The sequence below is a fragment of the Streptomyces sp. NPDC031049 genome (assembly GCF_055571015.1).
The window spans coordinates 1-13574 of record NZ_JBVIGC010000037.1 but is presented as its reverse complement, the minus strand read 5'-3'; the positions used below and the strand labels follow the sequence as shown (position 1 = coordinate 13574).

Genomic DNA, 13574 nt, shown 5'->3' with positions numbered 1-13574 from the left:
CCGACGTCCGCGTGGTGGTCATCGACTGCACGGACACCGGGGCGTCCCCGCCCACCGCCACGGATCCGACCTGGATCTGCCGGCTCTTCCGGCGCCCGGCGACCGGCGTGGCGGGCAGCTCGGGAAGGCCCAGGGGAACGGCGGTCACGGCGTCACCCCTGACTTCCGGAGACCGTCTCGCGCATCGCGCGCAGCGACTCCTTCAGGGACCCCATGGTGGCGAGGACGGCCGTGGGTTCGTAGCCGCAGTGCGCCATGCAGTTGGCGCAGCGCGGGTCCTTGCCGCGGCCGTACTTGTCCCAGTCGGTGTCCTCGACCAGCTCCCGGTAGGTCGACACGTAGCCGTCGCTCATCAGGTAGCAGGGCCGCTGCCAGCCGAAGAGGGAGTAGTTCGGGATCGCCCAGGCGGTGCAGGGGAAGTCGACCTTGCCTTCGAGGAAGTCCAGGAACAGCGGCGAGTGGTTGAGCCGCCAGCGGCGCCGGTTGCCGCCCGCGAAGGCCTTCCGGAACAGCTCCCGGGTCTGTTCCACGCCCAGGAAGTGCTCCTGGTCGGGGGCCTTCTCGTAGGCGTAGGCGGGAGAGATCATCATCTCGTCGACCTTGAGGTCGTCGTTGAGGTAGTCGAGGACCTCGACGACGGTCTGCGGGGTGTCGGTGTTGAAGAAGGTCGAGTTGGTGGTCACCCGGAAGCCGCGGCGCTTGGCCTCCTTGATGGCCGCCACGGCCTCGTCGAAGACGCCCTCCTTCGCCACGGACTCGTCGTGCCGCTCGCGCAGTCCGTCGATGTGCACGGCGAACGCGAAGTACGGGGAGGGCCGGAACTTGTCCATCTTCTTGCGCAGCAGCAGCGCGTTGGTGCACAGGAAGACGTACTTCCGCTTGGCTGTCAACTGGCGCACGATCTCGTCGATCTGAGGATGCATCAGCGGTTCCCCGCCGGCGATGGAGACCATCGGGGCGCCGGACTCCAGCACCGCCCCGACGGCCTGGGCGACCGGCATGCGCTGTTTGAGCACGCCCGCCGGATGCTGGATCTTGCCGCATCCCTCGCACTTCAGGTTGCAGGCGTACAGCGGTTCCAGCTCGACGATGAGCGGAAACTTGTCCCGCCGGCGGAGCTTCTGTTCGGCCAAGTAAGTAGCGACCTTGATGGACTGGCGCAGCGGCATGGCCATCTGGCTCACCTCCTGGGGAGCAGCAGGGATCGGTGCCATTCGAAGAATGCGGGAAGTACGGAGCGAAGGACGCGGAAAGCCGATATTCCACCGCGCAGCGTGCCGATCCGGACCAGTTCGTGTTCCGGAGCGTCCACGACCACCCGGACGGCCGCAACGGGGCGCGTGCCCGTGCGCACGGCGCTCAGCAGCGTGGCCGCGGACTCCATGTCCACCGCGATCGCGCCGGTCGCCCGCAGCTCCGCCCGTTCGGGGCCGCGGACCACGTGGTCGGATCCGGTCAGCGGCCCGGTGTGGACGGTGCGGCCGGGCACGGCCCGGGTGAGCGCCTTGACGAGCAGTTCGGTCCCGGCGCAGTCGACGGTGCCGCGCGGGTCCCGGGTCTGACCGGCGACGACGAGGTCGCCGGGGTGCATGCCGGGGGCCAGTCCGGCGCAGAAGCCGGTGGCCAGCACGGCGGCGTCGGTGAGCGCCGGGTCGGCGAGCACCCGGGTGACCGAGCGCTCGGCCGCCTTGGGTCCCATGCCGGTACGCAGCACGGTGACCGGCCCGCCGGCCCCCGTACGGTCCCCCGTGCGCAGGGCGAGGTGCTCGATGCCGAGCGCGCAGGCGACCAGCAGCGGGGCCGGGGCGGGCGGGGAACCCATCAGCTGCCCTTCGCCTCGGTGAGCGGCCGGGCGGCGGTCGGCGTCAGCACGGCGGGCTCGCCGTTGACGTACCGGCCGAGGGCGGTGAGCGGGAACACCTGCCGGTAGAGGTGGTAGTTGATGGAGAAGTCCCAGGGGAAGCCGGTGCCGGTGAAGTACGGCTCGTCCCAGGAGCCGTCCTCCCGCTGGGTCGCGGCGAGCCATGCGACGCCGCGCTCGACGGCCCTGGACTCCCTCTCCCCCGCCGCCAGCAGGGCCATCAGCGCCCAGGCGGTCTGGGAGGCGGTGGAGGCGCCCTTGCCGCTCCACTCCCTGACGTACCGGTAGGAGCGCAGGTCCTCGCCCCAGCCGCCGTCGTCGTTCTGGACGGACTCCAGCCAGGCGACGGCCCGGCGGATCGCCGGGTGCGAGGCGGGGATGCCGGCCGCGATCAGGGCGGGGACGACCGAGCCGGTGCCGTAGACGTAGTTGACGCCCCAGCGGCCGAACCAGGAGCCGTCCGCCTCCTGTTCGGCGAGCAGCCAGTGGATGCCGCGCCGGGTGCGCGGGTCGTGGGCCAGGCCCTCGACCGCGAGCATCTCCACGACGTGCGCCGTGACGTCGGCCGACGGAGGGTCGATGACCTCGCCGAAGTCGCAGAACGGCAGCCGGTTGGGGAAGGGGCTGGTGTTGTCGACGTCGAAGGCGCCCCAGGCGCCGTTCTTCGACTGCATGCCGAGGTTCCAGCGCACCCCCCGCCCGATGGCCTTCTCCACCCGCTCCGGGTCGTGGTGCCGGACCCGGCGCAGCGCGAGGACCACCTCGGCGGTGTCGTCGATGTCGGGGTAGTTGTCGTTGTGGAACTCGAACGCCCAGCCCCCCGGCGGGAGTCCGGGACGGCGCACCGACCAGTCGCCGGGGCGCACGACCTGCTCGCCGAGCATCCAGTCGGCGGCCTTGACCAGCTGCGGGTGGTCGGCGGGGACGCCGGCGTCGGCCAGCGCGATGGTCGCCAGACAGGTGTCCCAGACCGGGGACTGGCAGGCCTCGATCATCCGGGCGCCGTCCTCGCGCCACACCGCGAACCGGTCCAGCGACTTCAGGCCCTCGCGCATGACCGGGTGTTCGAGGTCGTAGCCGAGCAGGTAGAGCGCGATGACCGAGTACACGGCCGGGGGCTGGATGCCGCCCCAGCAGCCGTCGTTCTCCTGCCGCTCGATGATCCAGCGGGCCGCGGTGTTCATCGCGGCCCTGCGCACCCGCTTCGGCACCGCCCGGCGCAGCGCGTGCAGCCCCTTGTCCAGCCGCTGGAAGGCGCCGTCCCAGCTGGCGGCCGGGGCGAGCGGCCGGGGCGGGTTGGGGACGGCCGGGTCGGTGTGGAGTTCGTCGAGCGGGAAGGGCGCGGGGCGCACCGGGCGCTTGGCGGAGACGATCGTCAGCGGGACGATGGTCTGCCGGGCCCAGCAGCCGAAGTCGTAGATGTTGAGGGGGACCCAGCTGGGGAACCAGATCAGTTCCGGCGGGAGTTCGGGCAGGTCCTCCCACTTCCACCAGCCGAACAGGGCGAGCCAGATCCGGGTGAAGACGCGGGAGGCGGCGATGCCGCCCCGCTCGCGGATCCACGCGGCGGCCTTGGCCATGTGCGGGTCGTCGGGCGAGTCGCCGGCCAGGCGCAGGGCGACGTAGGCCTCGATGGTGGCGGACAGCTCGCCCGGACCGCCGTAGAAGGTGGCCCAGGTGCCGTCCTCGCGCTGCTCGCCGCGGATGAACAGGGCGGCGGCGCGGGTCGTCTCCTCGTCCCGGATGTCCAGGAACTGGCGGAGCAGGAGGTCCTCGGCGTCCATGGTGACGTTCGTCTCCAGGTCGCCCTTCCACCAGCCCTCCGCGTCCTGCCGCGCGAGCAGGAAGTCGGTGGCGCGCCGGACGGCGTGTGCGGCTGCCTGCTCCACCCCGGCCGCTTCGGGGGCTTGGCTGTCGGTTTCGCTGGCCGCGGCTGCACGGGGCGGCAGGGTGGCCCCGGTGCTTCCGTCGGTCGTCGCTGTCATGGCTTCCCCTTCGTGCAGTGCTCAATCGGTGCGTCTGCTGCGGGTCCGCCGTCGGCCGGTGCGTGGTGTGCCCGTGGCACCGGCCGGCGACTACGCGAGGACTATTCGACCAATAGTGATCATCTCTTTCGTACGACGACGAAGTCGGCGAGCGCCGTGAACCGGTCCCGGACCTCACCGGGCATGTCCACGGTGTCGAGGGCTTCGATGGCGACGGCGTGCTGGCGGCGCGCCTCCTCGGCGGTCCACTCCCGGCCGCCCGCCTCCTCGATCAGGGCGGCGCGGGCCGCGAACTCCTCCTCGGAGAAGTTCGCGACGTCGCTGGTCTTGGCGTCGGCGGCGAGGATCTCGCCGAGCCGTTCGGAGGCGCTGCCGCCCGCCGCGAGCGCGGCGACGACCGGCAGGGACTTCTTGCGCTGGCGCAGATCGCTCCAGGTCTGCTTGCCGGTGGCCTCCGGGTCGCCCCAGATGCCGAGGAGGTCGTCGACGGCCTGGAAGGCCAGGCCGAGGTGGTAGCCGTACCGCTCCAGGGCGTCGGCGGTGCGGTCGTCGGCGCCGCCGAGGACCGCACCGATGGAGCTGGCGCAGGCCAGCAGGGCACCGGTCTTGTTGCCCTCCATCTCCAGGCACTCCTCGACGCTGACCCGGTCGCGGTGCTCGTAGGAGATGTCCTGCGCCTGACCGTCGATCAGGGCGCGGGTGGCGGTGGTCAGGCGGCGGGTGGCACGGCCGGCGTCGACGGTGCCGAGTTCCAGCAGCACCTCGCCGGCGAGGGCGAACAGGGCGTCGCCGACCAGGATGGCCTGGGCGGGCCCGTGCACCTTCCAGACCGTGTCGCGGTGGCGGCGCTGCTCGTCACCGTCCATCAGGTCGTCGTGCAGGAGGGAGAAGTTGTGCACCAGTTCCACCGCCACCGCGCCGGGGACGCCGGTCTCGGGGGCCGCGCCGGTGACCTCCGCGGAGAGCACCGCCAGGGCGGGGCGCACGGCCTTGCCGCCGTCGCCGTCCGCGGGGTTGCCCTGGGCGTCGATCCAGCCGAAGTGGTAGGCGGCGACGGTGTCCATGGGAGGCGCCAGACGGTCGACGGCGGCCCGCAGGACCGGCGTGGCAAGGGTCCGGCCGCGCTCCAGCAGCGCGGTCACGTCCACCGTGGTCCGTCGAGCGGCCGTCTCGGCCGGTGGCACAGTGGGCACAGTCTTTCCTCCAGTTGCGGTGCCGGGAGTGCGGATGGTCCCACGCGGCTCGGTCTTCATGCCGCCTCCTCGAGGAAGTCCGGGAGGAGATCGCGGGACCGGCCCAGGGCGGCGAGCGCGGCCCTGGCCGCGCCGACACCGCTGCGGACCGCACCCTCCATGGTCGCGGGCCACCCGGTGGCGGTCCACGCGCCGGCCAGGTACAGGCCGGGTGCCTTGGTGCGGGCGCCGGGCCTGAGGCGGCCGACGCCGGGGGCGGGAGCGAAGGTCGCGGTGCGCTCCCGGGTGACGAAGAAGTCCTCGACCTCGGCGCCCCGGGCGCGGGGCAGCAGCCGTTCGAGCTCGGGCAGGTAGCGCTCGCGCAGCTCGGCGACGGGCCGGTCGATGTCGTCCTGCGCCGCCGACTGCGACACCGCCAGGTACTGGCCCTCCTTCAGGCCCGAGGCCTCGGTGCGGTCGAAGACCCACTGCAAGGGGGTGCCGAGGGCGGTGAGGAACGGCGCGGCGAGCACCTTCCGGTCGTAGACGACGTGCACGTTGAGGATCGGCGCGGTGCCGATGCGCAGCAGCCGGCCGGGGGCGTCGAGCGCGCCCTCGGGCAGCAGGTCGTGCGCCTCGCGCTGCGGTACGGCGAGGACGACGGCGTCCGCGTCGAGTGTCTCGCCGGCCACCTGGACCCGCCAGCCGCCGCCCGCGGCGGCGCAGAGCGAGGTGACCCGGGTGCGGACCTCGGTGCGCACGCCCGCGGCGTCGAGCGCCCTGCGGGCCAGCCGGTCGTGCAGGTCGCCCAGCGGGACGCGCGCCCAGCCGATGTCGGCGGCGCCGGGGTCGGACAGCAGACCGGTCTTGAACACCATCGCGGCCAGGGCCAGCGAGGCGTCGCCCGCGACCGCGTTGAGGGTGGCGACGCCGACCAGGTCCCACAGGGCCTCGACGGCGCGCGCCGACTGTCCGTGGGCGGCCAGCCAGCTGCCGAAGTCCTGGTCGTCCAGGGCCGGATCGGCGAGGTCGAGCCCCTTGAGCGCGAGCGCGGCCCGGCCCACGCGGGCCCGGTCGGCGAGCGAGAGGTGCGGGTAGGCGGCGAGGCTGCGCCCGAGGTGGAGCGGTACGGGCAGCGGGTCGCGCCGCAGCCGGCCGAGCCGCCGTCCCTCGGGCCGCGCGAGGTCGACGACGGGCACGTCGAGCCGCTTTTGCAGCGGAGCCAGGTCCGCGGCCCCGAGACGGTCGAGGAACCAGCGGTAGGCGGTGCAGCAGCGCAGATACACGTGCTGGCCGTTGTCGACGGTCAGGTCGCCGCGCTGGAAGGAGAAGGCGAGCCCGCCCAGCCGCGGCCGGCCCTCGAGCAGGGTCACCCGCACACCGGCGTCGGCGAGCGCGAGCGCCGCGGTGACGCCGGCGAGCCCGCCGCCCACCACGACGGCGTGCCGGCCGGACGGGGACGCCCGGTCGGTCAGGTCGCGGGCCGGGGCGTCCGGAAGCACTCCGTCGGGACGCGAGCCGTCGGCGTGGGTCATCGTGCGCCCTCCCCTGTGCGGTGGCCGTCGTTGAAAGGTGCACGGCCGACCGTCTCAGTCAGGGACGCGGCGCGCCACCGGAGGGTTGCCCGCCGTTCGTCCCCGGCGGTGTCGTCGTGACCCGGGGCGTCCGCTGTGCCGGAAGAGGTCATCAGGCGCGCCTCCTGACGGTCCGGCGGGTGACGTGCCGGGCGTCCAGTCCGGACAGGCCGCGCACGGCGACGTAGGCCTTCTCCCGTCCGGGCAGCGAGACCCGGCCGCGCAGCACGGCCTCCGGCTCGCGCTCGATGCGGTCCAGCAGGCGGCGGTAGATGCCGGCCATGGCGGCCACGCAGGCGCCGCTGCGCCGGTCGAGCATGGGCAGCAGCCGGTAGCCCTCGGCGAACAGGGCGCGGGCCCGGCGCACCTCGAAGTGGACCAGTCCGGCGAAGTCGGAGCCCTCCGGAGGGAGCGGCCCGGCGAACCCGGCCGAGCAGCCGAACTTGGCCAGGTCGTCGGCGGGCAGATAGGTGCGCCCGCCCTCGGCGTCCTCGCGGACGTCCCGCAGGATGTTGGTGAGCTGGAGCGCCAGCCCGAGCGTGTCGGCGTACTCGGGCGCGCGCTCGGCGCCGCGCGCCCCCGGTTCGGTGCCGAACACGCCGAGCGAGAGGCGTCCGATGGCGCCCGCCACACAGCGGCAGTAGAGCTTCAGGTCGTCCCAGGTCTCGTAGGTCTCGCCGCGGACGTCCATCTGGACCCCGTCGATCAGCTCGTCGAGGCCGCCGAGCGGGATCGGGAAGACCTGTGCGGCGTGGGCGAGCGCGACGGCGACGGGGTCGGTGTCGTCCTCGCCGACCGCCTCCTCGCGGATGCGGGTGAGCAGTGAGCGGGTGTCCTCCAGCCGGGCCACCTTGACGTCGTCGGCGAGCGCTCCGTCGCCGATGTCGTCGACGCGGCGCGAGAAGGCGTACAGCGCCGACATCGCCCGGCGCTTGGGCGTCGGCAGCAGCCGGATGCCGTACGCGAAGTTGCGTGCCTGCTGTCCGGTCACGGCCTCGCAGTAGCGGTAGGCGGCGAGTACCGGTGCGGACGCGTGTGCCGGCGTCTCCACGGTCCGGATCACCCCTCTCCTCGCAGTGTCGCGCCCACCTCGCGCAGCAACTGCACCTTGCCGGGCTTGGGCGGGCCGGGAAGTACGTCGTGGTCGGCGGCGGCGATCGCCCGCAGGGCCGCGCGCCCCCCGGCCACGAACCCCGCGAGCAGCAGCCGGAGCCTGCCGTGGACGCTGCCGACCAGGGGGGTGCCGGCGTCCAGCAGTTCGCGGGCGCGCTGCGCCTCGTAGGCGATCAGGGCGCGCACCGAGGCGCCGGACCTCGCCGCGGCGAGGTCCGCCTCCCGGACGTGGAAGCGCTTCATGTCCGCGGCGGGCAGATAGACGCGGTCGCGGGCGAGGTCCTCGGCGACGTCCTGGAGGTGCTCGACGATCTGGAGGGCGGTGCAGATCTCGTCGGAGCGGCGGATGCGCTCGGGGGTGGCGGTGCCGGTGACGGCGAGCACCAGACGGCCGACCGGGTTGGCGGACAGCTCGCAGTAGGCGAGCAGGTCGTCGTAGGTCTCGTAGCGCCGTACCAGCTGGTCCTGGCGGTTGGCGGCGATCAGGCCGAGGAACGGCTCGGGCGTCAGGGCACGGCGGCGCACGGTCGGCAGCAGCCGGCGCAGCAGGGGGTGACGGGGGGCCTCGCCGTGCGGGGCGAAGACCCGGCGCAGGTCGGCCTCGAAGGCGTCGAGCAGGGCGAGCCGGTCGTCGGCGCGCTCGGGTGCGACGCCGAGCAGACGGGCGTCGGCGCCGCCGGGGGCCAGGTCGCCGTCGCCGATGTCGTCGACCAGCCGGGCGAAGCCGTACACGGCCATGAGGTCGGCGCGCCACGCGCGGGGCAGGAAGAAGGGGGCCACGGGGAAGTTCTCGCCCGAGGCCTTGTCGAGCGTGCCGCGTACCGGGTCGGCGGCGCGCGCCGCGCCGGTGACCGTCACCGCCCGCTGCCCGCTGCCGGAACGGCGCATACTGCGACGGCACGCGCTGCGCGGAGGTGGGGAGTATCCGTAGCCATTGCCGTCACATCTCCCGTTCTACACTGCCGACCCAATACACACTATTTCGGACACGCCGCCCGAGCAGCGGTCCCGGTCGAGGGTGTCGGGCATTATTGCCCCATGTGCCGCGTTTGGGGACCGGTACAGCTTACGTCGTACGCCGCGCACGGGGCCTCGGGGGTGTCCCGCGTACCAGCCCAACACACCGGGCACCGTCAAGATTCCGGCATCGCCGAGGAGTTGACGCTTCTTTTGCAGACGCCGGGCCCCGCCGGGACGGTCCCGGCGGGGCCCGGCGCGGTGGTGGTCACTTGCCCGTGAACTTCTCGTACTCCTTGAGCACCTCGTCGGTCGGGCCGTCCATCCGCAGCTCACCGCGCTCCAGCCACAGGACGCGGTTGCAGGTGTCGCGGATGGACTTGTTGTTGTGGCTGACCAGGAAGACCGTGCCGGCCTCCTTGCGCAGCTCGCGGATGCGGGCCTCGGAGCGCGTCTGGAACTTGCGGTCGCCGGTGGCCAGGGCCTCGTCGATCATGAGGACGTCGTGGTCCTTGGCGGCGGCGATGGAGAAGCGCAGCCGCGCCGCCATGCCGGAGGAGTAGGTCCGCATCGGCAGGGTGATGAAGTCGCCCTTCTCGTTGATGCCGGAGAAGTCGACGATGTCCTGGTAGCGGGCCTTGATCTGCTCACGGGTCATGCCCATGGCGAGCCCGCCCAATATGACGTTCCGCTCACCGGTGAGGTCGTTCATCAGGGCCGCGTTCACGCCCAGCAGCGAGGGCTGGCCGTCGGTGTAGACCCTGCCCCGCTCGGCGGGCAGCAGCCCGGCGATGGCCCGCAGCAGGGTGGACTTTCCGGAGCCGTTGGAGCCGATCAGGCCGATGGCCTCGCCCCGGTAGGCGACGAAGGAGACCCCGCGTACCGCGTGCACCTTGCGCACGCCGCGCTCCTCGCCGCGCTTGAGGATGCGGCTGAGCGCGGCCGTGGCGCTGCCCTTGCCGGCCTTGGCGCCGTTGACGCGGTAGACGATGTGCAGGTCGTCGGCGATGACGGTGGGCACCCGCTCGCCCTGTCGCTGCTCAGCCACGGCCGTACCTCTCCTCCGCCTTCCAGAAGTACACGAAGCCGCCCACGGCGACCAGCACGGCCCAGCCGAGCGCGACCGCCCAGACGTGCGGCGGCAGGTGCTCGGAGCCGTAGCCGTCGATCAGCGCGAAGCGCATCAGGTCCATGTAGATCGCGGCCGGGTTCCACTGGAGGACGTCGGCGATCCAGGCCGGGTGGTCCTTGAGCATGATCGGGATGGAGAACATGACGCCGGAGGCGTACATCCAGGTCCGCATGATGAAGGGCATCAGCTGGGCCAGGTCGGGCGTCTTCGCGCCCATCCTCGCCATGATCATGGCGAGGCCGGTGTTGAACAGGAACTGCAGGGCCAGCACCGGGACGATCAGCAGCCAGGACAGCCGCGGATAGCTGCCGAAGCCCAGCGTGATCGCGAACAGCACGATCATCGAGGCCAGCAGCTGCTGGAGCTGCTGGAGCGAGAAGGAGATCGGGAGCGAGGCACGCGGGAAGTGCAGGGCCCGCACCAGTCCGAGGTTGCCGGAGATGGCGCGGACGCCCGCCATCACCGAGGACTGGGTGAACGTGAACACGAACACGCCGGTCACCAGGAAGGGCACGTAGACGTCCCGCGACATGCCGCGGTCCGCGTTGAGGATCAGACCGAAGATCAGGAAGTAGACGAGCGCGTTCAGCAGCGGCGTGGCCACCTGCCACAGCTGGCCCAGCTTGGCCTGGCTGTACTGCGCGGTCAGCTTGGCCTGGGAGAAGGCGACGATGAAGTGCCGCCGCCCCCACAGCTGACGGACGTACTCGGCGAGGGACGGGCGGGCACCGCTCACGGACAGCCCGTACCTGGCGGCCAGCTCGGCCGCCGTGAGGCCCTCGTCGGGTGACACGGGCGCGGCCACCGCGACCCTGCCGTCGTGCGTTGTCTCACTCACTAGTGGAAACTTTCGTCTTCGACATGCGCGACCGGCGCGGACGGGCGCCGGTCTGCGGCCCGGGACGGGCTGTCCCGAGAGGCTCGGACACGAGCTTGTCAGATCACCGGGGGCCGGCCCAGTCGGGTCAGCCGCCACACCGTACGCCACTTCATGGGGCGGCGGGGACCGCACGGGGTGCTCCAGCCCTCCCGGAAGCCGCCGAACCAGGCCTTCAGGGCCGGGCGCGAGGGGCGGCGGGCCAGGGTGAGCAGCAGCCAGACCCCGAGGTAGACCGGGACCAGCAGGGCGGGGAGGTTGCGGCGGGCGAGCCAGACCCGGTTGCGGGCGACCATGCGGTGGTAGACCGCGTGCCGCGAGGGAGCGGTCGTCGGGTGGTACAGGACCATGTCGGCCCGGTAGTCGATCATCCAGCCGGCGTCGAGGGCCCGCCAGGCCAGGTCGGTCTCCTCGTGGGCGTAGAAGAACTCGTCCGGCAGGCCGCCGACCTGCTCGAAGACCGTGGTGCGGACGGCGTTGGCGCCGCCCAGGAAGGTGGTGACCCGCGAGGAGCGCATCGGGTCGGAGGCGCGCAGCCGGGGCACGTGGCGGCGCTGGGTGACGCCGGTGTCCGGGTCGGCGATGCGGAAGCTGATGATGCCGAGGGACGGGTCGGCGGCGAAGGCCTCGCGGCACAGCTCGGCGGTGTCGGTACGGGCCAGCAGGCCGTCGTCGTCCAGGAACAGCAGGACGTCCACGTCCCGGCCGCCGGGTCCGAAGGCCTCGATGCCGACGTTCCGGCCGCCGGGGATGCCGAGGTTCTCCGGCAGCTCGACGGTGCGCACGCCCTCGGGGACGTCCAGGACCGGGGAGCCGTTGCCGACCACGACGACCTCGACCGGGTCGCCGTCCTGCTTGGCGACGGAGTCGATCAGGGCGCGCAGCTCCTCGGGGCGGTTGCCCATGGTGATGATGACGGCCCCGACCTTCACGGCGCTCACCGCAGCCTGCTGGAGGCGAGGACGGACACCAGGTGCAGCAGCGTCTGGAGCAGCGCGATGCCGGCCAGGACGGCGGTGCCGAGCCGGGTGAAGAACAGGTCGCCGTGGAACGTGTCGGCGATCGCGAGGACCAGGATCAGCAGGGAGGCCTCGATGCCGAGGATGAGGCGGTGGAACTTCAGCGCGGCGGCGGCCCTGCGGGCCAGCGCCATGCCGGAGGAGCGCGGCTCGGCGGCGGCCTCCTGCACCGGCGGCATCCCGGCCTGGTGACGGGCGACACCGACCAGGTCGGTCTCGGCCTTGATCAGGATGGCGCCGAGCGCGGCCAGGGTACCGAGGAAGGCCCACAGCCAGTCGATGCGGCCGGTGCCCCACAGGTCGGCGGCGCGCAGCCCGAGGCCGACCAGGACGGCGGCGTCGGTGAGGTAGGCGCCGACCCGGTCGAGGTAGACGCCGCCGAGGGAGTACTGCTGCTTCCAGCGGGCGATCTCGCCGTCGACGCAGTCCAGCAGCAGGTACAGCTGCACCGCGACCACACCGAGCACGGCACCCCAGATCCCCGGCACCAGCAGGGCCGGGGCCGCGAGGACGCCGCAGACGGTCATCAGGTACGTGAGCTGGTTGGGCGTGATCCTGGTGTTCACCAGGTAGCGGTCGACGCGCAGGGACACCTCGCGCATGTAGAGGCGTCCCGCCCAGTGCTCACCGCTGCGCCGGTCCTTGACCCCCGCGGGGTGCACGACCGGGCGTAGTTCAGCTACCGATGGCCTTGACATAGTCGGCGTAGATGTCCTTGATCTGTTCGGTCTTCAGGTCGAGGTGCTCGAGGATGGTGTAGCGGCCGGGCCGGGTCTCCGGGGCGAACTCCACCGCGCGGACGAACTCCTCCGGGGTGAAGCCGATCTCCTCCGGCAGCACCGGCAGCCCGTGCCGCCGCAGCACCGCGGCCATGTACGCCGACTCCTCGTGGGCCCCGCGCAGGTACATCGCGAAGCACGCGCCCAGGCCGCACTGCTCGCCGTGGGCCGCCGCCCGCTGCGGGAACAGCAGGTCGAAGGCGTGGTTGATCTCGTGGCAGGCCCCCGAGGAGGGCCGGGAGTCACCCGAGACGGACATGGCGATGCCGCTGAGCACCAGGGACTCGGCGAGCACCTGGAGGAAGTCGTTGTCGCCGATGCCGCCCGGGTGGCGCAGCACGGCCTCGCCGGCCTGGCGGGCCATCGCGGCGGCGAGGCCGTCGATCTTCTCGCCGTTGACGCGGTTGGCCAGCTCCCAGTCCGCGATCGCGGAGACGTTGGAGACGGCGTCGCCGATGCCGGCCCGGACGAAGCGCACGGGGGCGTCGCGGATGACGTCGAGGTCGATGACGACCGCGATCGGGTTCGGCACGCCGTACGAGCCGCGGCCCGCGTCGTTGTCGAGGGTGGCGACCGGGGAGCACAGCCCGTCGTGCGCGAGGTTGGTGGGCACGGCGACCAGCGGGAGGCCGACGCGCGCCGCCGCGAACTTGGCGCAGTCGATGATCTTGCCGCCGCCGAGCCCGACGACCGCGTCGTAGTGGCCGCTCTTCATCTCCCCGGCGAGCCGGATCGCGTCGTCCAGGGTGCCGCCGCCCACCTCGTACCAGGTGGCGCCGGGCAGCGAGGGGGCGACGCGCTCGCGCAGTTTGGCGCCGGAGCCGCCGCTGACCGCGACGGCGAGCCGGCCGGAGTGCGAGACGCGCTCGTCGGCGAGGACGCAGCCGAGGTCGTCGAGGGCGCCGGGGCGGATGTCGACGACGACGGGGGTGGGGATGAGCCTGGTCAGTACAGGCATGCGATCTCCCGCCCCTTGGCGAGGTCGTCGTGGTTGTCGATCTCGACCCACTTGACGTCGCCGATCGGGGCCACGTCGACCTTGAAGCCCCGGTCGACCAGCTCCTGGTAGCCGTCCTCGTAGTACAGCTGCGGGTCGCGCTCGAAG

13 protein-coding genes and 2 pseudogenes are annotated in these 13574 nt (G+C 72.6%); all 15 read right to left on the bottom strand.

The window, feature by feature from the left end:
- Positions 1-148 (bottom strand): annotated as a pseudogene (locus ACZ45Q_RS33825) (flavodoxin-dependent (E)-4-hydroxy-3-methylbut-2-enyl-diphosphate synthase); the annotation flags it as partial.
- A gap of 4 nt (positions 149-152) precedes the next feature.
- Positions 153-1175 carry an adenosyl-hopene transferase HpnH gene (hpnH, locus tag ACZ45Q_RS33820; protein ID WP_468268976.1) on the bottom strand — a complete coding sequence of 341 codons (1023 nt, stop codon included), beginning with the start codon at positions 1173-1175 and terminating at the stop codon, positions 153-155.
- A 5-nt stretch (positions 1176-1180) separates the two neighbouring features.
- Positions 1181-1822, bottom strand: coding sequence for a phosphorylase family protein (locus ACZ45Q_RS33815; protein WP_468268963.1), 642 nt, complete (start codon positions 1820-1822; stop codon positions 1181-1183).
- Positions 1822-3846, bottom strand: a complete 2025-nt coding sequence (gene shc, locus ACZ45Q_RS33810) for a squalene--hopene cyclase (protein WP_468268960.1) — start codon at positions 3844-3846, stop codon at positions 1822-1824. The genes ACZ45Q_RS33815 and shc overlap by 1 nt, the downstream gene beginning before the upstream one ends.
- A gap of 119 nt (positions 3847-3965) precedes the next feature.
- The gene (locus ACZ45Q_RS33805; RefSeq protein WP_468268973.1) at positions 3966-5030 is read right to left on the bottom strand and encodes a polyprenyl synthetase family protein; all 1065 of its coding nucleotides are present in this window, start codon (positions 5028-5030) and stop codon (positions 3966-3968) included.
- Positions 5031-5095: 65 nt separating this feature from the next.
- A complete protein-coding gene (gene hpnE, locus ACZ45Q_RS33800; protein WP_468268957.1) occupies positions 5096-6553 on the bottom strand; it encodes a hydroxysqualene dehydroxylase HpnE in 1458 nt (485 codons plus the stop codon).
- Positions 6550-6705 carry a DUF6380 family protein gene (locus ACZ45Q_RS33795; protein ID WP_468268954.1) on the bottom strand — a complete coding sequence of 52 codons (156 nt, stop codon included), beginning with the start codon at positions 6703-6705 and terminating at the stop codon, positions 6550-6552. The genes hpnE and ACZ45Q_RS33795 overlap by 4 nt, the downstream gene beginning before the upstream one ends.
- On the bottom strand, positions 6705-7655 hold the full coding sequence (gene hpnD, locus ACZ45Q_RS33790) for a presqualene diphosphate synthase HpnD (RefSeq protein WP_468268951.1): 951 nt from the start codon (positions 7653-7655) through the stop codon (positions 6705-6707). The genes ACZ45Q_RS33795 and hpnD overlap by 1 nt, the downstream gene beginning before the upstream one ends.
- Positions 7652-8563 carry a squalene synthase HpnC gene (gene hpnC, locus ACZ45Q_RS33785; RefSeq protein WP_468268970.1) on the bottom strand — a complete coding sequence of 304 codons (912 nt, stop codon included), beginning with the start codon at positions 8561-8563 and terminating at the stop codon, positions 7652-7654. The genes hpnD and hpnC overlap by 4 nt, the downstream gene beginning before the upstream one ends.
- Before the next feature lie 367 nt (positions 8564-8930).
- Entirely contained in the window at positions 8931-9710 is a 780-nt protein-coding gene (locus tag ACZ45Q_RS33780) for an ABC transporter ATP-binding protein (RefSeq protein WP_468268948.1), read from the bottom strand.
- On the bottom strand, positions 9703-10632 hold the full coding sequence (locus ACZ45Q_RS33775) for an ABC transporter permease (RefSeq protein ID WP_468268945.1): 930 nt from the start codon (positions 10630-10632) through the stop codon (positions 9703-9705). Before ACZ45Q_RS33775 ends, ACZ45Q_RS33780 begins: the two co-directional genes overlap by 8 nt.
- A 98-nt stretch (positions 10633-10730) precedes the next feature.
- Positions 10731-11603: a glycosyltransferase family 2 protein gene (locus ACZ45Q_RS33770; protein WP_468268966.1), complete on the bottom strand. Its 873-nt coding sequence runs from the start codon at positions 11601-11603 to the stop codon at positions 10731-10733.
- A gap of 5 nt (positions 11604-11608) precedes the next feature.
- Entirely contained in the window at positions 11609-12352 is a 744-nt protein-coding gene (locus tag ACZ45Q_RS33765) for a CDP-alcohol phosphatidyltransferase family protein (protein WP_468268942.1), read from the bottom strand.
- Between the two features lie 13 nt (positions 12353-12365).
- Positions 12366-13427 carry an iron-containing alcohol dehydrogenase family protein gene (locus ACZ45Q_RS33760; protein ID WP_468268939.1) on the bottom strand — a complete coding sequence of 354 codons (1062 nt, stop codon included), beginning with the start codon at positions 13425-13427 and terminating at the stop codon, positions 12366-12368.
- Positions 13415-13574: pseudogene (locus ACZ45Q_RS33755) on the bottom strand (phosphocholine cytidylyltransferase family protein); the annotation flags it as partial. The gene ACZ45Q_RS33760 and the pseudogene ACZ45Q_RS33755, both read right to left, overlap by 13 nt.

Excerpts from the sequence above, each read along its gene's own strand:
- shc (WP_468268960.1), bottom strand. The coding sequence starts at position 3,846 with ATGACAGCGACGACCGACGGAAGCACCGGGGCCACCCTGCCGCCCCGT.
- hpnH (WP_468268976.1), bottom strand. The coding sequence starts at position 1,175 with ATGGCCATGCCGCTGCGCCAGTCCATCAAGGTCGCTACTTACTTGGCC.
- ACZ45Q_RS33815 (WP_468268963.1), bottom strand. The coding sequence starts at position 1,822 with ATGGGTTCCCCGCCCGCCCCGGCCCCGCTGCTGGTCGCCTGCGCGCTC.
- ACZ45Q_RS33795 (WP_468268954.1), bottom strand. The coding sequence starts at position 6,705 with ATGACCTCTTCCGGCACAGCGGACGCCCCGGGTCACGACGACACCGCC.
- ACZ45Q_RS33760 (WP_468268939.1), bottom strand. The coding sequence starts at position 13,427 with ATGCCTGTACTGACCAGGCTCATCCCCACCCCCGTCGTCGTCGACATC.
- hpnE (WP_468268957.1), bottom strand. The coding sequence starts at position 6,553 with ATGACCCACGCCGACGGCTCGCGTCCCGACGGAGTGCTTCCGGACGCC.